At 37.6% G+C, this 20,647-nt stretch carries 17 protein-coding genes; 6 read left to right on the top strand and 11 right to left on the bottom strand.

Annotation, left to right across the window (positions count from 1 at the left end; all coding sequences use genetic code 11):
* Positions 1-66 precede the first annotated feature (66 nt).
* Entirely contained in the window at positions 67-972 is a 906-nt protein-coding gene (locus C9J48_RS11840) for an ROK family protein (protein ID WP_006229562.1), read from the top strand.
* Positions 973-1,077: 105 nt separating this feature from the next.
* On the opposite strand, the gene C9J48_RS11835 is transcribed toward C9J48_RS11840, so the two are convergent.
* Together C9J48_RS11835 and C9J48_RS11830 are read right to left on the bottom strand one after the other, a co-directional pair.
* Complete coding sequence (locus tag C9J48_RS11835) at positions 1,078-2,124, bottom strand: porin (protein ID WP_006229563.1); 1,047 nt, start codon at positions 2,122-2,124, stop codon at positions 1,078-1,080.
* Between the two features lie 4 nt (positions 2,125-2,128).
* The gene (locus C9J48_RS11830; protein ID WP_006229564.1) at positions 2,129-2,614 is read right to left on the bottom strand and encodes a hypothetical protein; all 486 of its coding nucleotides are present in this window, start codon (positions 2,612-2,614) and stop codon (positions 2,129-2,131) included.
* 257 nt (positions 2,615-2,871) lie between these two features.
* Here C9J48_RS11830 and C9J48_RS11825 point away from each other — a divergent pair, with 257 nt between their 5' ends.
* Complete coding sequence (locus tag C9J48_RS11825; RefSeq protein WP_006229565.1) at positions 2,872-5,598, top strand: hybrid sensor histidine kinase/response regulator; 2,727 nt, start codon at positions 2,872-2,874, stop codon at positions 5,596-5,598.
* Positions 5,599-6,331: 733 nt separating this feature from the next.
* Here the strand turns inward: C9J48_RS11825 and C9J48_RS11820 are convergent.
* Both C9J48_RS11820 and ylqF read right to left on the bottom strand, forming a co-directional pair.
* Entirely contained in the window at positions 6,332-7,492 is a 1,161-nt protein-coding gene (locus C9J48_RS11820; protein WP_006229567.1) for an MFS transporter, read from the bottom strand.
* A gap of 655 nt (positions 7,493-8,147) precedes the next feature.
* Positions 8,148-9,092, bottom strand: coding sequence for a ribosome biogenesis GTPase YlqF (gene ylqF / locus C9J48_RS11815; RefSeq protein WP_006229568.1), 945 nt, complete (start codon positions 9,090-9,092; stop codon positions 8,148-8,150).
* A 502-nt stretch (positions 9,093-9,594) separates the two neighbouring features.
* Between ylqF and aphA the strand changes: the two genes are divergently transcribed.
* Entirely contained in the window at positions 9,595-10,314 is a 720-nt protein-coding gene (aphA, locus tag C9J48_RS11810; protein WP_006229569.1) for an acid phosphatase AphA, read from the top strand.
* A gap of 152 nt (positions 10,315-10,466) precedes the next feature.
* Here the strand turns inward: aphA and C9J48_RS11805 are convergent, their stop codons facing one another.
* The gene (locus tag C9J48_RS11805) at positions 10,467-10,766 is read right to left on the bottom strand and encodes a hypothetical protein (RefSeq protein ID WP_006229570.1); all 300 of its coding nucleotides are present in this window, start codon (positions 10,764-10,766) and stop codon (positions 10,467-10,469) included.
* Between the two features lie 263 nt (positions 10,767-11,029).
* Positions 11,030-13,186, bottom strand: coding sequence for a heavy metal translocating P-type ATPase (locus tag C9J48_RS11800; protein WP_006229571.1), 2,157 nt, complete (start codon positions 13,184-13,186; stop codon positions 11,030-11,032).
* 255 nt (positions 13,187-13,441) lie between these two features.
* Here C9J48_RS11800 and C9J48_RS11795 point away from each other — a divergent pair, with 255 nt between their 5' ends.
* Positions 13,442-14,143 carry a class I SAM-dependent DNA methyltransferase gene (locus tag C9J48_RS11795; RefSeq protein WP_006229572.1) on the top strand — a complete coding sequence of 234 codons (702 nt, stop codon included), beginning with the start codon at positions 13,442-13,444 and terminating at the stop codon, positions 14,141-14,143.
* Positions 14,144-14,180: 37 nt separating this feature from the next.
* Positions 14,181-14,612: a GNAT family N-acetyltransferase gene (locus tag C9J48_RS11790; RefSeq protein WP_036802656.1), complete on the top strand. Its 432-nt coding sequence runs from the start codon at positions 14,181-14,183 to the stop codon at positions 14,610-14,612.
* A gap of 323 nt (positions 14,613-14,935) precedes the next feature.
* Here C9J48_RS11790 and C9J48_RS28360 read toward each other — a convergent pair whose 3' ends face one another.
* From C9J48_RS28360 to C9J48_RS11765, 5 genes are all read right to left on the bottom strand, one after another.
* Positions 14,936-15,169 (bottom strand): hypothetical protein, encoded by a 234-nt coding sequence (locus C9J48_RS28360; protein WP_006229574.1) that lies wholly within the window; start codon positions 15,167-15,169, stop codon positions 14,936-14,938.
* 111 nt (positions 15,170-15,280) lie between these two features.
* Entirely contained in the window at positions 15,281-16,810 is a 1,530-nt protein-coding gene (locus tag C9J48_RS11780; protein ID WP_006229575.1) for a winged helix-turn-helix domain-containing protein, read from the bottom strand.
* A gap of 285 nt (positions 16,811-17,095) precedes the next feature.
* On the bottom strand, positions 17,096-17,542 hold the full coding sequence (locus C9J48_RS11775; protein ID WP_006229576.1) for a universal stress protein: 447 nt from the start codon (positions 17,540-17,542) through the stop codon (positions 17,096-17,098).
* A 192-nt stretch (positions 17,543-17,734) separates the two neighbouring features.
* The gene (locus tag C9J48_RS11770) at positions 17,735-18,517 is read right to left on the bottom strand and encodes a DUF3313 family protein (RefSeq protein ID WP_131541633.1); all 783 of its coding nucleotides are present in this window, start codon (positions 18,515-18,517) and stop codon (positions 17,735-17,737) included.
* Positions 18,518-18,627: 110 nt separating this feature from the next.
* Positions 18,628-19,065, bottom strand: coding sequence for a hypothetical protein (locus tag C9J48_RS11765; protein ID WP_006229578.1), 438 nt, complete (start codon positions 19,063-19,065; stop codon positions 18,628-18,630).
* Between the two features lie 429 nt (positions 19,066-19,494).
* On the opposite strand from C9J48_RS11765, the gene C9J48_RS11760 reads away from it, so the two are divergent.
* Entirely contained in the window at positions 19,495-20,643 is a 1,149-nt protein-coding gene (locus C9J48_RS11760) for an efflux RND transporter periplasmic adaptor subunit (protein ID WP_036802657.1), read from the top strand.
* Positions 20,644-20,647 lie beyond the last annotated feature (4 nt).

Below are 20,647 nucleotides of genomic sequence, written 5' to 3'. Positions count from 1 at the left end.
GGTTCTCGCTGAAGTAAGTACAGTAAGGTAACTTGGATATATAACGATAAAAAATCTGGAGTAACGATGAGTCAGTATTATTGGGGCGTTGATCTAGGCGGTACGAAGATTGAGTGTGCAGTGATGTCACGAACAGATGATCAGTGTGTGCTACGTGAGCGAGTTGCCACAGAAGGAAGTAAAGGTTATGTCCATATTCTACAACGTATCAAGTCTCTTATTGATATGTGTGCTGAATCTATAGGTGAATACCCCGAGGCGATTGGCTTTGGTACACCTGGCGCGTTAGACCCCCAAACAGGTGTAATGAAAAACTGTAATTCAACAGCATTGAATGGTCAGCCTTTTGATAAAGACCTTACAGAAATACTGGGCACTAAAGTTGTACTTGCAAATGATGCAAATTGTTTTGCGTTAGCTGAAGCTCGCCTAGGTGTAGTGAAGCGCTTAAAGCCCGATGCTGAAGTTGTATTCGGTATTATCATGGGCACAGGTGTTGGTTCTGGTGTTGTTGTTAATGGCAAGCTGATAAACGGACGACATGGCATTGCAGGCGAGTGGGGGCATAATGTATTAGAACCTAATGGTGCGTTATGTTATTGCGGTAAAGAAGGTTGTTTAGAAACAGTGATTTCAGGGAAAGGCTTAGAAGCGCATTACAAAAGTATTGCCAAGCAAGATCATTCTTTGCCTGAAATCGTAAAATTGGCAGAAAGTGGGGATAGTTTTGCTCAACATACATTAACGCGATTAATCGATAAATTTGGTTTGGCTGTTGCACAAATTATCAATGTTATTGACCCTGATGTGATTGTCGTGGGTGGGGGAGTTGGTAATATAGATGCACTTTATGAGCACGCACCACAAGCGATTAAGCGTCATTTATTTAACCCAATGTTAGATACACTTATTGTTAAACCAGATTTGGGCGATAGTGCTGGTGTATTTGGTGCTGCAATGTTGGTGAAATAAGCAGTTTAACGTGTTTGTCATTTTAATATATAAAAGGGAGTAATTATTGCTGATCATCAGCGTGTAATTGCTCCCTTATATTTAGGTGTTAATCTAGGTATAAATTTAGAATACGAAATTCAGCATAACAGTGTACAACTGAGCATCTTTGTCTTCACCGTAAGCGATTGGTGGTGCAACAAATTGTCCTGAATTTCCGGCGTTGTAATCTTCTCTATCCATAAAAATATTCTGCCATTCAGCATTAATAGAGACTGTGTGAGTGATATCGTATCTTACGCCTGTCGTAATGCTATTGCTTTTCCGGCGTTGGTGGCTCTCTCCATACACTACATAAGGGGTAAACTTATCGATATTATAAGAAGCACTTGCGTACCAGTTAGTTTGAAGGTTGTCGGCATCGACTTCTGCCATAAACTGCCACTGATCAAGTGAATATTCAGCCCCGAGTGTATAGAAATTTAATGTGTCGTATGTAGGTGAAGGAATCATCCTATATTTAGCATTCATGTAACTCATGTGTACACGATAGTTGAACCCACTAATATCGAACGAAATACCTGCAATTCGCTCTGTATCAAATTCTAGTGCTACGCTACCGTAATCCATTTTATTGGTATTGGAAAAACCATAATATGGCATTGCAGTCAGTACTATTTCATCGGAGAGATCATATTGCCAACTCCCTGAGAGACCGTCATAGTAGTTGAATCCTAAAAGACTATCGTAGACCTCTTGTGGCGGTCGTGCCCATGTGTAAGCTTGTCCGACATAGTAATATTCAGACGCAAGAAAAAGAGGTAGCCTTAGGCGCCCGGCTTTAAATGATAAGTTGTTATAGTTGTAAGCTAGATAAGCCCATTCTAACTCTGGTCCCGACCAATCATCTTGCGGGCGTTTAACGACTTGAACAGAAGAACTCAATTCACCCCACATTGCCCAGTCTGCCTGTAAGCCAAATGTTGTATCACAATCGTAGCAAGTGTCATCTGTAATTTCTCGATTCACAAATAGTGGTGTTTTGTTATCTGACTGAGTAATCGATGTTGAGCCAAAACCGCTGATTGAAAAGTTATCGGTAACGTCGATTGCAGCTTGTGAGCAGAATGGAAGTGCAGCGATAATAATGGTTGATAAAAGTGTTTTATTCATTGTCTTACTCTCCCTGTAAGATAGTGATTAAAATATTGGCATTTTCCGGAACTGATTCAATGGGAGCATACGCAATACCATTTGGATTATTATTCAACCATTCAATAATGCTTTTTATATCATCACTATTAAGTTCTTCTGGTGCTTTACCTTTACCTGAAAATGATAAACTTGCCCAATATCCATTCATCTGAGATATGGATTTACCCAGTAACATAGAATAAAACTCTTCTCTATGAATAGAATTCACTGGCAAATCAACTAATATGATTTTTAAACTACCATTTATTTTTTTTGTTTTTCCTTTATAAATCATTCTCGCTTTGCTTTTACTTAAAGCGGGGATATCACTATTCATAGAAAATACGGCAAACTCTACTTCCTTATTATCAGAGTTACTTTCTGCATTAATATGGGATGAAAATAATGTGATGAACATTCCAAATAAGAATGTTATAACAACTCGTTTATCAAGAAAATCCTTATTCATTGATTTTTCCATATCGGTGAGTACTAAACCTACTATACATAATAATAGACACTATTGTGAATACAAGCAGGCATTGGTCTGAGTTCATAATGTGATGAACATTCCAAATAAAAATGTTATAACGACTTGTTTATTAATAAAATCCTTATTAATTGATTTTTTTCATATCGGTGAGTACTAAACCTACTATACATAATAGTAGACATTACTGTGACTACAAACAGACATTGGTCTGAGTTCACATTCAAGGAGAGAATATGGGCTTTTTGAACAAAATATCCATTAAATCGAGACTGTTTCTGTTAGTTGGGTTACCACTACTGTTTATGAGTGTATTTGCTGGGTTAGAAATTAAGAAATTGTACGGCGAAGTACAATCGTTGAATTTACTTAATGCTAGAATTGAATTATTGAAAGAACAATATGTTATTTCATCACAAGTTCACACACTCAAAACAGAAAGATTAGTCGGCGACATTGAATCGAATGAATGGAATGTTCTATCTGAAGCGATTAATCGTGCTTTTTTGTTACTGCCCAGCGCGTTCTCTCAAAGTGAAAAAGAGGGTGCAGAGAATATATTAAAAGAGATGGATGAAGCGAAGGTTGAGCTACTTTCTACAAGTAAAGAAGATTTGAATGATTGGTCTGTATGGTTTGATGATCTCGTTAGTCAGTTTTTAATAACGTTTGAAAAAAATAGAGTGAGCACTGGAAATATAGATATAGAGAAAAACACAGAAGTTCTTTATCAATTGCAGTGGCTGTCTTTTTGGGCACAAGAAGAAAATTGGTTCATTCATCAGTATAAAGAAACGAACAATAATGAGTTTAAACAGTTATTGTCGACGGTGATTGAGCGTCAGCAGCTTTTTATTGATCGGTTTATCGCTATTAGTGCCAGCCCAAAACAAATTGATCTTTTGCTTAAAATATTTGCAGATCCTGCTTTTTCTGACAGTTATAAGTTGCGAGAGGGAATTTTAACAGGAGAAATGAAGGAAAGTGAAATAGCAACAGGTTTGCAAGCTTTTAATGACAGGTTCTCCTTAATACAGCAAGTTGTACAAGAGGTGAGTATCTCGTTAGTTGACGATATTCAGACAACAACGACAGATATCAAAACACTAATGAGTGTGTATCTCGCAGCAATCTTGTTATCGATGGTAGTTATGTGTTACCTAGGAACAAATCTAGCGCGACGTATTCTCTTTTACTTGAGCCGCGTTATTCAAACGATGTCAAAAATTGAAGAAGATCATAATGCAGCATTGAAAGTGAAATCAGATGGTAATGATGAATTCACTGTCTTCACGTCTAAGTTAAACCAATTACTGGAAGATCGTCATTTCAGCCAAGCGAATATTATTAAGGCTAAAGAAGAAGCAGAGAAGGCTAACGTTGCTAAAAGTTCCTTCTTAGCAAACATGTCTCATGAAATACGTACGCCATTGAATGGCATTATAGGGATGTCAGGCATTTTGTCTGATACTGAACTGAACCCTTCTCAAGCGGAATATTTGCAAACCATCGAAACCTCTTCGCAAACATTATTATTGTTGATTAATGACATTCTCGATTTATCTAAAATAGAATCAGGGAATTTGGTGCTTTCACCTCATGAATCAAATCTTGCAGAAGTTGTTTACGACACGATTACTATTGTTCAGGCAAAAGCATCAGAACAAGGACTTAACCTTCAAATTCAATTAGATCCTGAACTACCTACGTCTGTTATGTTGGATGAGCACAGGTTACGACAAGTACTGATGAATTTGATGTCTAATGCTGTGAAGTTCACCTTACAAGGCTCTGTAACGTTATCGATAACTTATACTGATATTGGTGATAAAAAAGCGTCGTTGCTCTTTTCTATAAAAGACACCGGAATTGGTATCGAAAAAGATAAGCAACAACAAGTCTTTGCACCATTCACGCAAGAAGATGGCTCGATTACTCGTCAGTTTGGAGGTACAGGTTTAGGGCTGGCAATTTGTCGTCAGCTAGTTGAGCTTCTAGGCGGTTCAATTGAACTGAAATCAGAAAAGGGATTTGGTAGTGATTTTTACTTTAGCTTAGATGTCGATGTTGTTAAATATCAGCCTAAACTTATCCCGAATTTTGAGAACAAAAAGTGTCTGCTGTTATCAAATCAAACATCAAATGCCGATAAAGTCGAAATGGAATGTAAAAAGTGGGGGTTGAATATTACTGTTTCTGATATAGAAACGGCAGCCGTATTAGGGATATCACAACAATATGATTTAATTTTATATTGTCAAAAAACCTTAAATCGTACGATTAAAGACATTGAATTATTTAATCGTATTCAAGATAGACCAGCCCTCGTTATTTGTTCTCAACTTCAAGATGAGCAATTTGATTTTGGTCATACGATTGATGGATTAACCGTTTTACCGTTGCTTGGTCAGCGATTTGTAAAAGCGATTAGTAATGCATTTACCAACGTAGTGAAGAATAGAGAAATACAAGCTACCCCTGCTTTGAACCCTGAGAGTTGTTTAGTTGATATAAAGTCTGTGAGCATAAATACAACTCCTACCATCACAGAGGGTCAAATATCAGAGCAAGCAGATGCAGATGTTATTTTGATCGTTGAAGATAACTTAGTTAATCAGAAGGTTGCTTCACTCTTGCTTAAAAAAGCGGGTTACCAAATTGTTTTGGCAAATAATGGACAAGAAGCCGTTGATCTTATTACCCAGAAAGAACCTATTTCGTTTAAAGCCATTTTAATGGATTGCATGATGCCGATAATGGATGGTTTTGCTGCAACTGAAGCGATTCGAGTATGGGAAAAAGAACAACAAACTGATCGGCTACCGATTATTGCATTAACTGCAAGTGTTCTAGATGAAGACATTAGTAAATGCTACGAAGCTGGAATGGATGATTATGTTGCGAAGCCATTTCGTAAAGAACATTTATTAGGTAAATTAGAGAGCTTGAATGAAGTTGCATAATAAACTCATGGGATAAAAATTATATTACTTGAATATAAAGAGACTGGAATGTCTCTTTTTTTATTCGTTGCATGTTTGTCTTGTGCGAGATCTCTTACAAATTAGTAAGGAAAACAGCTTATTTTATAAATGAAACATTTGAAATTAAAAATAAAATCTATGAAATTCATGCGTTTATTGGTTTTCAGTGTTTTTTGTACTTACATTTGATGATAAATGTGATCTATGTTCGTTGCTTAGATTTATAAAACCCGTATTCTTTATTGCGTCGGAAGGAACTGACGGAACGGAACAGGAAATTAGCCAAGGAATCTGGCAGCCTCAGGATGAGGGCGGTGAATCAGGACGATTTATCGAACATGGACTGTGAAGGGATAATCAAATGGAAGTGATGCAGTAGGTAGGATACTTACTCGTTAGGATGACGAAATACGGACCACTTCAGGATGAAGTAAAGGATACCTCCAGGACGGAGAGGGAGTCGGAACAGGATGATTCGACGGATCAAGGTAAGATCAAAGGACATCTCTAGGATAGAGAAAAAAGGACTAAGCTGAAGGAATCAGCAAAATCATGGAATGATGCAGGGAGCACTATAGTAGCCGGATTGCTGCAAGTAAGACCTAAGGGCGCGACGAATGTCGCGCCCGCTCTTTTTTTAGGGTACTAAATTTATGGTATTAGAGGGCTTAGCTATACACGCATATAACTCTCTACTAAGCAATAAGTACTGTTAGCTCGCCAATACTTGAGGCTTTTTCTTCAAGCTCGCAAATAACATATAAATCGCTGTACTTAATAATACGATGAAGAAAAAATCCATTAATCCATTCGCTTTAATTAAAAATTTATTAGCTAATAACGGTCCAGTCGCCGAACCCACGCTATAGCTAAACAACATGATTTGTGTTGCCGCTACAATAAAGCTCGAACCTAGTTCATCACAAGCCAAAGTAATCGCTATCGGATACAAAGCAAATGCAGACATACCTAACAGGGCCAATGCGAATACGGTTGTTAGGTAATCACTCGTTAAGTGTGTAACTCCCATAGCAAACACGCCGAGTAACGACATCATCGCTAACAGTAGCGTTTTGCTCATTTTTAATGATAGCGCGCTTACAATAGGCTGAATTATCATGCCACCTAAAATAATCGCAGCCATTAGTACGCCAATTTTTTCATTGCTCATATCGGCCTTACGTAGCGCTAAGGGCATTAACCCATAAATCGTGCCCATAACAACGCCAGAAACTAAGCAACCAATAATTGCGGCTTTGCTTAAACGTGAAATTTGCTTAAACCCCATCGTATGGTGTTCTTCACAATTTGGTTGTCCTTGCTTAATAAACAGAGGTGGTAAAATTGCAAGTAAAATCAAAGCAATAATTGCAATAAATGGTTCAAACCCATTAATACCGAACATGTTTATGCCAAATTGCCCTATAGTCGTTCCACCATATAGCGATGTCATATAAATGCCGAGTCGCTTAGCACGCTCTTTTTTATCGTCACCAATTAATAGCCATGATTCAATCACGACAAATATGCCAGCTACAGCCATACCTGCAAGTAAACGGGCAAATAGCCATACTTCTTTATTTGGAAATAAAGGCATAATAGCAACAGTTATCGCTAGGATCGCAAGGAACATGATGAAAGCGATTCGGTGACCAATTTTTGCAATAATTGGCTCAATCATCAAAGAACCGATTAATAAGCCAAAATAAAAAATACTGGCTAACCAACTAGCAAAACCTGAGTCTATCTTAAATGATCCCATCGATAACGGGATTAAACTCATTAAATAGCCTGAAGCTATTGCAAAAACAGTTAGTCCGGCAACAGGTACAAAAATACCTCCGCCTTTGCGACAAGTAGTGTTCTGAATCACTACCGTGTACTCCAATATTAAATATGTAAATGGGATGTCTGCCTAAGAAAAGACAGTGTCTGATGTTATTTCGAGAGGAATATGAACCCAAAGATGCTTTTCGTAAAGTGAGAAAAACTAATGCGAATGGCCGTAAATACTTATGTTAACTCAGTTGGTTTTAGTTAGTTTAGAGTTAATCACAATGAATGTTAAGATAATCACATTTAAATGATGATAACTCTTTGTTTTAAAGTGCTTTATAGTTTTTATTTAATACATATTTAGTCTAGCTTTTACTCATAATGTTTAGTGTTATAAATGATTTTTAGTGTGTATATTTCTCTATCTATGGAAAAATATTTTTTATTGAGGGCTACTTTTTAGAAAGGGTGTTGCGGGAGGGTAGGTGCATTGTTTTGGTGCACTATGTCCTTATATTTGTGCAATATTTTCCAGTTGCTATATCTAACTTATTGAATTTTAATTGGTTATGTAATGGTATGAAGTTTGCTTTGATATCAGTGTGTTTAGGTATGGAGTTTGAAGAGCTGAATAGCAGTGAGGGCTGTTTGGTTTTTTAAGTATTAAGCACATCAGAATACACCTTCTACTTGTCATGTTTGACATAGGCACTGTTCTTTTGTAGCGGAAGAACAGTGCCTTTTCTTTTTAATTAGCGCTTGTTTTTAAGGTAACGCTTACGACGTTCTTCTTTCTTTTTAATTTGTTGTTCTTTCTTTAGTTCTGCTTCAATAGCGACATTAACTAGCTCTTCTGTGATCATTTCTGGACGTTCCATAGTGATCTTACCTAGTACGCCATTACGCAGTTCATTGATTAGTATTTCTGACGCTTTATGGATATCAATTCGACCACCAGGGCGAAGGCAGCCACGTTTACGACCAATTTCTTCCATTAACTCGATATCTGTTTCTGGTAATTCATCATCAAGATCGTAACGAGCTTTGATTAAATCAGGATAAGCCGCTGCTAAATATTCAATAGTGAAGAAAGCGACATCGGTATAATCCATTGCAGTATCTTTAACCGCACCTGTTGCCGCTAAACGAAAACCACTGTGCGGGTTCTCTACTTTTGGCCACAAAATTCCAGGGGTGTCAGATAACACAATACCGTTTTGTAGGTTAATGCGCTGCTGTTGACGAGTAACGGCTGGCTGGTTACCTGTAACAGCAATAGTGCGACCTGCAATTACGTTAATGATTGTAGATTTACCTACGTTAGGTATACCCATAATCATAGTGCGAATATTTTTGCCCATAGCTTCGCGACCAGGTGCTAGCTTGCGGCATAGTTCCATGATTTGATTTACTTCAGCAATATTCTCTGTCGTGATAGCGATAGCTTTAACACCTTGTTCTTTTTCAAGGTGTGCAATCCACATTTCAGTCATTTCAGGATCGGCTAAGTCACGTTTGTTCAAAACCTTAACAACAGGCTTTTCACCACGAAGTGAAGAAATCATTGGGTTTTCACTACTGAATGGGATACGTGCATCTAGCACTTCAATAATGACATCAACTTTCGGAATTGCTTCTTCAATTTCTTTACGTGCTTTGTGCATGTGGCCTGGGAACCACTGAATCATATTACTCATTTAAAATCTGAACCTTTTTAAAAATCATGCTGTGCATTTTGGTACATGCTGGGCTACAAAAGTGAAAGCGTCGAAATCTGAAAAATCAAAACAGAAGTTGATTTGAGTAATAGAATGTTGTCGGTAACTCATCTGACTTTTCTTTAAAGCATGTACGAATGAGTAGATTCTAGCATCTTCACCAAAAGATCGGAAAAGAAGTCAGTATCAAACAGCATACATGGTTTTGATTTGTACAATGTAAGCGCTCAATGTTAAAAATGGTTGTCTGATAATGACGTTTTATATTAGTCGTTCTAAACGTCATGAAATCATTACCGCTAGACGGCGTTATAACCTTGCAACACCCCTTAATTTTACTTATAGCTCAATGTGTTAAATAAAATCGAAATCTTAGCTTTCTGTAACGGTTTTTGCGATTAAAAATTCTGTGATGGTATTCTCATTTATCCTTACTGAGTGAGAGTACGTTTGCATAACGTTTTTTAATGAATAAAGCATAATGAAAACAAAATTACTTACTCTCGCACTTTCCTCTTTAATGGCATGCGCTTTTGTGTCGACGTCTGTACAAGCAGACCCAAAAACGCCCGGAACAGAAACAGGGTACAGCTCGATTGATGTGATGCAGAAAGGCGAATCAGTACCGCTCAATTGGATCTCGGTAGAAGGTATTAAAGCGAGCCTTGCGGATAAGCCGCCGATGGCTGTGGGCTTTGATATTGACGATACAGTGTTGTTCAGTTCCCCTGGTTTTAATCGTGGTCAGCAAGTTTTTTCGCCGAATGGCTATAGTTACCTTCAGTCACAACAATTCTGGGATAAGATGAACTGTTCATGGGAAGCTTTCAGCTTACCTAAAACAATCGGTCAGAAGTTGATTACAATGCACCAAGAGCGTGGTGATGATATTTATTTCATCACTGGTCGTACAGGGTCTGATTGTGAAATAACCACACAATACCTAAAAGATACTTTTGGAATTGCGAATATGCACAAAGTGATTTTTGCTGGTTCCAGTAAAACGGTTTACACCAAGACTCCTTTCATTAAGGAACATAACATTAAGTTGTATTACGGTGATTCTGATGGGGACATCATTTCTGCTCGTGATGCGGGGGCGGAAGGTATTCGTATTATGCGTGCTGCAAATTCAAGCTATAAAGCGATTCCTAAGAATGGGATTTATGGTGAAAAAGTCGTGAAGGATTCTCAGTATTAATTATTGCGTCATCTTTTTTGCGTGCTGGGTTGTGTGAAACCTAAACGATAGCGATAAATATTGCCCATAGCTGTATTGTTGATAAAGCAACTATGGGCTTTTAAGGTAATGTTACATAGCGATTTGCTGTCATTTGTTAAATATCGGTTAAATTATTTTATAAACTTTTTAAGAATGTTCGATAGAGGTGCATTACCAGGTAAGGAGTCGCATAGTATTATAGAATCAGACACAATTTTACTTTGACCCGCTTCAGATAGAGCTGCAAACATATTGCCGTAATCAATTGAATCATTGAAATCCATATGTCCAATAGCCCTAGAAACAAGTATGAGACTGTCATTTACAGAGCCATCTTTTGAGACTGCAATAATATCATCACAGATAACATCGACAGCTGCTACGGGCAAAGACAGAGATAGAAACGATATAGCTAATAGATATTTTTTCATGACTGTTCCGCTTTGTGTGAGTAAGAAATGATTTATTACTGATAAGGTACAACGTCATCTTTTCTAGTTGCATGCTCGGTAATAAGTTTGTCGTGCTTATATCGATTTTTATCGACGTAGATTCATTATTTTTCATATCTATCTAATAGGTAGCACTTAGTGTTTATGTCGAAAATAGAGAATTTATATTTTGACTAAAAACTCTATTTGCGACAGGACTAAATTATTTATTTTTAAAATAAACAGCTTAATATTTCTGAAATTTATATTCTCATCTGCTTCATTAGTCTTAATGCATTTAGCGTAACAAGGAGAGTTCCACCTGCATCGGACAATACCGCTGCCATCAGACCCGTTACTCCAAACAAGGTTGTTATCAAGAAAAACGAGTTAATACCTAATGCTAGAGCGATATTCTGTCGTGTGATTTTAGCTGTTTTTTGGGAGAGCTTAATCATTACAGGAAGCTTTACTAGCTTTTCGTGGGTAAGGGCTGCATCGGCTGTTTCTAATGCCACATCACTGCCTCTGCCCATAGCAATACCAAGTTCAGCCATTTTTAAAGCTGGGGCGTCATTGATACCGTCGCCAACCATAGCCACCGCGCCAGAATTTTGAAGCTGCAGATCTTGAATTGCTTTCACTTTATCTTCAGGTAGTAGTTCAGCTTTATAGTCAATACCAAGGCGACCAGCGATAGAAGCAGCAGCCCTGCGATTATCACCTGTTAGCATTACACTTCTTATCCCCATTTTCTTTAGATCATTGATAGCTTCTACCGCATCTTCTCGCAATGTATCTGCCATTCCGATAATGCCTAGAGGGGCCATCCCTTCAAGGATAACAACCACGGTATTTCCTTGTGACTCGATTTCTTCAACAGTTTCTTTAAGTTCATTCATATCCATGATAGAGCTATGAACGTATCGTGGTGCTAAGATTGAAATTTCTCGATTATCTACCTTTCCGATAATTCCACGACCATTAATAACTTTTATGGTCTCAGGTTCAACTAGATCAATACCATACTCTTTAGAATGTTCGATGATAGCCTTCGCTAGAGGATGGCTTGATCCTTGCTCAAGTGATGCTGCTAATTTAAGTAGTTCATTGCGATCTTCAGCTAAAGAAATGATAGTTGTTACTTTTGGCTTTCCTTGTGTAAGTGTTCCTGTCTTATCAAATGCTAATACTTTAACGTTCTTAAGTTGTTCAAGAGCAGCACCACCTTTAATTAATGCACCGGAGCGTGATGCAGAAGTTAATGCCGATGTTACAGCTGCTGGAATTGATACAACTAATGCACATGGGCAAGCAATCAGTAGAAGTGTTAGTGCTTTATAAACCCAAGGCATCCATTCTGCGCCCATGAACAAAGGCGGAACTACCATAACTAAAGCTGCTATAGCCATTACAAGTGGTGTATACCATGAACTGAATTTATCAACCATTCGTGCTATGGGAGCCCGACTTTCTTCAGCTTCTTCAATAAGAGTGATAATTCGGTCTATTGCATTGTTGCCTGGTTCTGATTCAACGACGAGAGTTACAGGCTTATCTACAACCATGCATCCAGCCATTACCTTTTCATCTTTCTTCCTATTTACAGGAATTGATTCACCAGTAAGCGCACTTTCATCAAACGTACCGATACTTGACTGAATCGTTGCGTCAACGGGAATACGATCACCTGGAAGCACTTCGATAATTTCTCCTGGGATCACGAATTCAACTTGGATTTTTTCTCTTTTTCCATCAACAATGCGAGTGACGGTATCAGGCGTAAGTTGCATCAGGCTTTTGATGCCAGCTCGGGCTTTTCGTCCAGCAAAACCTTCAAGCATTTCGCCTAGAGAGAACAGGAGAAGAACAAGACCGGCTTCGATGTTTTCACCAAGAAACAGCGCACCTAAAGCAGCAACTGTCATTAGTGTCTCGATGCCAAACCAAGTACCAGATTTCATTTGATTGAAGGATTTTTTTGCAAATGGCAGTGTGCCAATAGCTGTTGCTATGAAGAATGTTTGCTCTCCCATGCTAGGGAATAGAAGCATTACAATGATTGAGATAGCCATTAGTGAGGCTAGTAGGACAAACGTGGAATAGGCTTTCCAGAATGGTTTTTCTTCTTCTTTCGCGTTTGCGTCTAAAAGGGTGAATCCAAGGCTTTCAACGGTTTCGCGTATCAGGCTTGGATCGGCATCTTCATCAAGTGATACAAATAACCGTTCAGTGGCAAATGCAACGCGAACGTGCTTAACCTTGGCAACGTTGGCTAGAGCGTTTTGAATTTTAATAGCACAGCTAGCGCAGTCCATCCCTCTGATTAGGAATTTGTGGTTTGTGAACTTACCGTTTATTGGTGTATTTTGCATCGGTTGCTTGCTTGAGCAACATTGTTTTACAGCACAATCTGTCATTTTTAAACCCTCTTTGTTATTGCTTGAGAATGCATAATAACCTTGGAGTTAACTTCAAGGTCAAGAGTTTTATTTACCTAAAATATATAATGATTAAAGTAATCAGATAAGGTAGCTCTACTCGAGGAAACGTTGTAAAGGTGTTTTTGAATATTTGGCCACGGTAGTTTTTTCGATAATTAAGTTTTTAATGAATTGACTCAATGTTAGGTCGCTACGGTACAATATATCTCTTATTAGATGACAGGATTCATAATGAAAGGGTTAATGTATTCAAAGTTTGCTAATGATTATGATATAGCAATACAGAATAATATTTATAATGCACATTTAGAGAGACCTTCATTACAAGCAATGTTGCCTAATTTAACAAATAAGCATGTTTTAGATTTGGGTTGTGGTAGTGGTGTTTACGCAAAATTCTTGTTAGAAAATGGCGCTAAAGTAACTGCAGTTGATGCTTCACCTGAAATGATTGATATAGTGAATGCGAAGTTTGGACATAAACTAACAGCGTATACTCAAGACTTATCGTTAGGTTTACCAAATGAGATAAGCGATACCTATGATGTTGTCATTTGTCCTCTCACTATTCATTATATTGAAGATCTTTCTTTATTATTTAATGATATTAAGCGAGTGCTAAAAGCGGGTGGTTGCTTTGTTTTTTCAACACATCATCCGCTTGTTGATATTGAGGCATCTCTGTCTGGTGATTATTTTGAGCGAGAGCTGGTAACGGAAAATTGGGATACGATAGGTGAACCAGTAGAAGTTAAATTCTACCGTCGTTCTTTGACTGAGCTTTTTGACTTTATATCACAAGCTAGCTTATGTGTGGTTGAACTTTCAGAAGGGAAGCCATCAGAAGCAATGAAAGAAATTTCACTTGAACGTTTTAACCACCTGAGTAAAAATCCTAATTTCATCTTTATCAAATGCCAACCTATTGCTTAACCAGCTTTATATGGCAGATCAAGTAAATGAGAACATTATGATTGTTGAAAATGTGGCTCCTGAAGATTATGCAGAAATGCTGATGGTCTGGGAGAATTCAGTCCGAGCAACTCATGACTTCATCACTGATGAGGATATTGCGTTTTTTAAACCTATTATCATCGAACATGCTTTTCCTGCGGTATCGCTGCATTGTATTAAGGACAAGTTAGGGGTAATTATTGGCTTTCTTGGTGTTAATGACCAAAAAATTGAAATGCTGTTCATTTTAAATGAGGCGAGGGGACAAGGTGTCGGTAAGGTACTTTTGACCTATGCGTTAACTGAATATTCAGTTAATAGTGTAGATGTAAATGAACAAAACCCACAAGCTGTTGGTTTTTACCAGCGTATGGGGTTTAACGTTGTATCACGCTCACCATTAGATGATATGGGAAAACCATTTCCTATTTTACATATGAAGCTATAAAACTCGGTTTCTTGTAACCGTGTTTGGCAGAAGAAGCACTTAAGACTAATAATCTTAGGTGCTTCCGTATATCTGGTTTTCGAAATGAGTATTTTTCGTTATACAGTTGAATATCGTTTTATGAATCTCAATAAAATAGGAACGCCAGACTTCCCTATCATTTCAGCTTTCCAGCATTGAAAAATAGCCGTCTCGTGGTCTGCAATAAGACTAAAAGCCTGGATATTTTCTTTTGCTTCCTCTGCCCATACACGGTATTTTTCTTCGTAGGGCTCAACCCAGTTTGTCAGCGTTTGTACCAGCTGATCCCATGGGAGATCTACCTAAAATTCGGCATCTTTTATACCTTTAAGCTGCATATCCGTATTATGTTTGTCGTATTCAATTGAGTGTTTGTCTAGATACGGTTCTAGAAGCTTTGCTGTTAAAACTTCAACATGGATTAATGTTTCCCATAGTTGAGAGTGTGATTTATCAGCGTAATTTTTAGCAAAGAAAGATAAAAATGAAATACCATAAATTTCACCTTTGTATGCAGTATGGATACGGTCTTCCACATTTAATCCCTAATTTAAAATAAGGCCATAAATAATAGTGATTTATGGTTATAAATCAATTAATTATAGCTAGATTTAGATGGTCATGCTTAGAACGTAAAAATACAGGGCTTAGGGTTTTAGTCCTAGTTTTTTCTTTATATCACTTAAATCACTGTAAAAGACCAGTGTCTCAGCCACTTCAAACACACGAACTGATCCTGATTTATGTAACGCTTGATAATAATACTCGCTAGCGGAAGCTGTATTACCAAAGGTTTCGGCCAGTTTTGCATTGAGCAACAGTGTCATTACTGTTTGTTGGTTGTAATGAATCTTCTCTAGGTGTTGCTGGGCTTCTGCTGTGTTATTGGTCGTTAGTGCTAGCAAGGCAAATGCTTCGTGTACTTTGTTAGACTGCGGATCCGATAAGAGCATGCTTTTTTGTGCCATTAAAGTATTGTTCAATGCCTCTTTTTTATCATTATCAATACCGGTGTTACTGATGTATAGCAACGTCATTTTATAGATGTAATTCATGGCGATTAAATAATGATTATCTGGTTCGATATCTAACGCTTGCTGGTACAGAGTTAGTGCTTTGAGCTTATCTGCGTCGTTATTATTAAATACAATGCCAATGGCTTGCATGGTCAGTTCAAGAGCTTGTGGGTTAGTCGGCATTTCGCTTAACGCAGAGTCAATTGTTTGCTGAGGAACATTGATGTGTAAGGCGTGCAGTAAATTGGTTAGCATCTGTTTGATGGTGAGGAGTAGGTCATTTTCGTTAATCAGATACTTTCTATCTAAATGCATGAAATTTGAGATGTTATTGTAATACTCTACATCAATGTACTTTTTACCATTTTCTTCTAACAGGTGAAAAGTTAACGATTTACCAGCCACTGGTGACGGTGTGGTATTTCGTACTAATCGGAAGTTCTTATTATATTGCAAGTCATTCAATAAGCTATTGATAGCACCAATTTCGATGCGGGTTGTTTTTGGGTCAGTGGTATTGCTGTCAATCTTAATTGATACATTGATAACACTAGGCTCTAGTGAGCTAAATTTGCGTGTGGATGTAGCTCTTGATTCAGGCGTTTTTACATAATAAAACAGTGATGCTAGGGTGGCTACCAGTAATAAACAGCAGAAGGCGATCAGTTTTCCTCGTGAAGAACGACGTTGATGCGCTGCCTCTCGCTCTTTTTGATACGATGGTGCAGATGAAGGCTGAGGTACTTCCCGGACAGCCTCTTTGTTTGTATGAGCAGTGTTTAAAAGGGCGTGTGCGTTTTCAGTATCCTGATTGTTATCCTCGGTAGATAAGCTGTCATCCTGAATCTCGACCTCTGCGTCTAATTTATAGCCACGTTTAGGGATCGTGATGATATAGCCATGAGGGTGACGTTGGTTACTTTTCAGTATTTTTCGAAGTTCAAATATAGATTGGGTGATCACTTGATCAGTTAAAAAGCTACCGTTCCAGACTTCATTGATTAACTCATCACGACTGAATGTTTGGTGAGGATGCTGGCATAAAAACAATAATAAATTAGAGAGACGGTTATCAATCACGACACTCCGTTCATCGAGAATACATTTGTTTTCACTGGGAATGAAAATCCAGTTGTCGATTTTATAGCGTTTCTTATCCATCTATTTCCTTGAAGTAAAACGTATCATTTCTGATAAAAGATTAGGGGTTTCCAAGGAAAATACAACGTATAAAAGTAATTACTCTTTAAACAAGAAACCGTGAAGCTACGTTGACATGATAGGCGTTGCTCACGGTTTGTCTTGGCGATGTGATCGATAGAACCTTATTGATAATAAAACATAATGAATATGCCTTTATTATATGCGCTTTGTTTCTTTTCGTGGTGATTATAGCTCTTCTTCTATCTACGCATACATGGAATGTATAACCTTAAATTAAGTAACTTATTTTAAGAAGAGAATATCCGTATCAACGGCCTGCAAAATCTGCTTGGCATGATTGTGCGTGATATGGAACTTATGATGTGATTTCCCGGTAACGATCAGCGAAGCATCAATAGATTTTGCTAATTCCGCCACACGTAATGCCACATCACCAGTCATGATATGAATGTGATTTGCTTCAAATGGGAAGGTATCAATTATGAAACTTTTATCGTGTTCAAATTCAGAATATGGGAGCTCTTTGAGCGCACCTTGCAGTTGTGGCCAGTAGGCATACACAGTGGGATCAGTAAAGGCTGCAGGCATATCGATACTGTAGGCCAAGTGCAAATCGGCATCCCATTGATCCGCCATGTCACAAGCTTCGCTGATTAGTTTAAAGCTGGAGTCGTTGTGAATGTCAGCGGCAACGATGATAGTTTTGTTTTTATAGCGTTGATTAAACATAATCTATTCCCATAGGGTAGTGTGAAAATGTAAAACACAATCAGAAGACAGGTTTTATTCTGCTGCGAATGATTAACGTGTTACAGCCTTAATTATGCAATCTAATTATTAATTTCTAAGGCTAGTTCTTTCATTCTTTTCATAACACTGTCGGTATGGTTTATTCCGACAGTATATTTGGGTATGCTGATTTTATGAGGGTTTTACAGGGCGTTGTTGTGCTTCGTAGGCCGCAGATTGAATAAAAGTACGTACTTCTTTAACAAAGTTGTCGACATCTTTTTCAATCTGTTCATAACGTAATGAGGATTTATCATTTTCTAATACACCAGCTGCTTCTATTACAGATACACGCTCTGCTAGCGGTTTGTTAGAAATACTATCGACAATTTGTGCTTCGATGATAATACGAACACTTTGGTTCCGTGTGCCGAGCGCCATTTTTACCGCACCGATAACTGCGCCAATAGGAATTACTTTGGTTAGTTTTAAATCTTCAGGGTTAGCTGTCGCACGGCTAATACGAAGGTTAATTTGTGCGACGTGTGGCCCTACTTTATCGACGACCTTGATGTCTGATGAGATATTACTGCGCAGTTGTTTTGTCACTACAGTAGAAAGTTTCTCTAGCACCGTTTCTGGGATTTGCTTACTGTGTGTTTTATTTTGTTCTAACTCTACTTTTGGCACGATCAATGAAGTGTAGTAGTGTGGCTGAACCGCATCAGATACCCATTGCACTCCTTTTTCTAGGCTGTCAAAATCAACTTCTTTAAGCGTTTTATTTTCGGGATATCGTTGTTCGTTATCTCTTTGCTTGTTGGGACTAAGCTTGAACAGGCAGTAAGTAAAAGTAGAGCCATTCCCATTGTTGCTTTGATGGTAATCTTTTTCATTTTGTTCGTTATCTCGGTTTACTATGTAGAAAAGACAACCTAAGCCCATACAATATGAAAGTGTTGATAAATACCGCACGGTAATATTGCTTAGGTTGTTGTTTAGTTTTTACTATTTTCATTTTATTGTCGCTTTAGTTAGCCAAAATATTTATCTAGGGCTAATTAACTTTTGGTTTGGAACTGTTTTTATGACCCGGAATACTCAACAACGTGTGCTAAGAACTCACGACCCGTTTCATTACCTTTCTTATTTTTATAAAACGTTACGGTGAAATATTTAGGGAAGTCTTTTTCTAAATGCTTTTTAATATTCTTTGCAACTTGCTCTGTACCTATGCTGCTATATACATAGAATGAACGCTCTTTAGCTAATTTCATTTCTTTAGCTTGTTGATCTGTAATGCGCTCTACTTTAGTGAATTCTGATAAATACTCAGAAGAGTCGGCTACTGCGACATAACCATCTGATAGTGTAGATATGTATACTTTATCTTTAATGTCTACTTGCTCTAGTTGCCTCATCTCTTTATTAAACACCGTTAAATCACTGTTTGTTGGTGATTGCGTTGCGGCAGTAGCATTAAGTGAGGTTAACATCATTATAGTGAGAGCTAATTTCTTCATGGAATATACCTTGTTTTAATAGTTCAATAATTTCAAGTTATTTTTTTTGTCTATTGTGATAGGTGGGAGTAATTTATCGCTTAGCGGGGTAATTAAAATCAAAAGAAACTAATCTTTAAATATTTTAGGTTTTTTATCTGTCATTTATGTTTTATTGTCGTTTAAGTTGTTGTAATTAGTGGTATTTAATCTTCGTGATGCGTTTGGCTTTAAGTGTTTTATTGTTTTTGTCTTGAGTGGGTTTATATCGATGTTTTATCAAACCTTGATACTTCTATGAGCTATTTTATTTCGTCTAATAATAATATGTACATAACGGTTGAGTGATTGAATGAACATAAATAAAGCAGAATGGTTTAACCCTGTTTTTTGGGTTGGGTGTTTTTTTGCACTTGATACTTAAAAGTAAACTATAAAATGAGAAATTAAATGTCGAAGAGATTCATTATAAGTATTGTTGTTACTATGTTTCTTATATTGGTGGCTGTGTTTGGCTTCTATCAATTCAAACAGCATATGATTAAGGAAAAATTAGCAACTTTTAGTTTACCGCCGGTATCGGTAACGACAGTGAAAACAACATCCGATAGTTGGACGCAGTCTATTTTATCTGTTGGTCATGTTACATCAGATAAATACGTAAACATTACTCCTCAGTTGTCAGGTCAGGTAATGGCTATTAACTTCGAGTCAGGAAGTAAAGTAAATAAGGGTGATATATTAGTTCAGCTTGATGATCGTTTATTACAAGCAAATCTTGCAACCAGTGTGGCAAATTTAAAATTAGCGCAAATAGAGTACAAACGTCAAAAGCGATTATTGAAAACACACAGTACTTCACAAGACGCAGTTGATACGGCTCTTGCTAAATTAACGACTAGTCAAGCAGATGCGAAATACATTCAGACGCAAATTGATTTCATGAAAATTAAAGCCCCTTTCTCTGGTGTGGTGGGTTTGCGTGAGGTGAACTTAGGAGACTTTCTTCAGCCGGGTAATACAATTGTTGAATTACAAAATGTGGATAAGCAGTATATTGACTTTTCGGTTCCTGAAGTCTATCTCACAAAAATAAAACATGGACAGCAGGTTAAATTTAAAACTGATTCGTACGGCAATAAAGAATTTACAGCAACGATCACTGCGATTGAACCTTCAGTGGATAGTGAGTCTCGCAACCTCGATATTCGTGCAGTCATAACTTCAAAAAGTGCTCACCTTGTATCTGGTATGTATGTAGAAACATCTGTTATTACTCATGATGTGACAGCCGTTGTACCTGTTCCGGTTGTTGCTGTTTCCTATTCATTATATGGCGACACGATTTATGTGATTAAACCTGATAGTGAAAAAGGCAATAAAACAGAAACCGCGTCTGACGGTAAAACAAAGTTTCCTATTTATGATGTTGAGCGCCGTACGGTGAATATTGGTCAACGCCGCAATGGTTGGGTGGGGGTTACATCGGGTTTAAAAGCGAATGAACAAGTGGTGACATCTAACCAGCAACAGTTAAAAGAGGGTGTGCACGTTATTATTAATAACGCTAATCCGTTTCCTGCCAAGAATGATAAATAGGATA

The sequence above is a fragment of the Photobacterium profundum genome (genome assembly GCF_003026285.1).
Taxonomy (GTDB): Bacteria; Pseudomonadota; Gammaproteobacteria; order Enterobacterales; family Vibrionaceae; genus Photobacterium; species Photobacterium profundum.
This window is presented reverse-complemented; position numbering and strand designations above follow the sequence as displayed.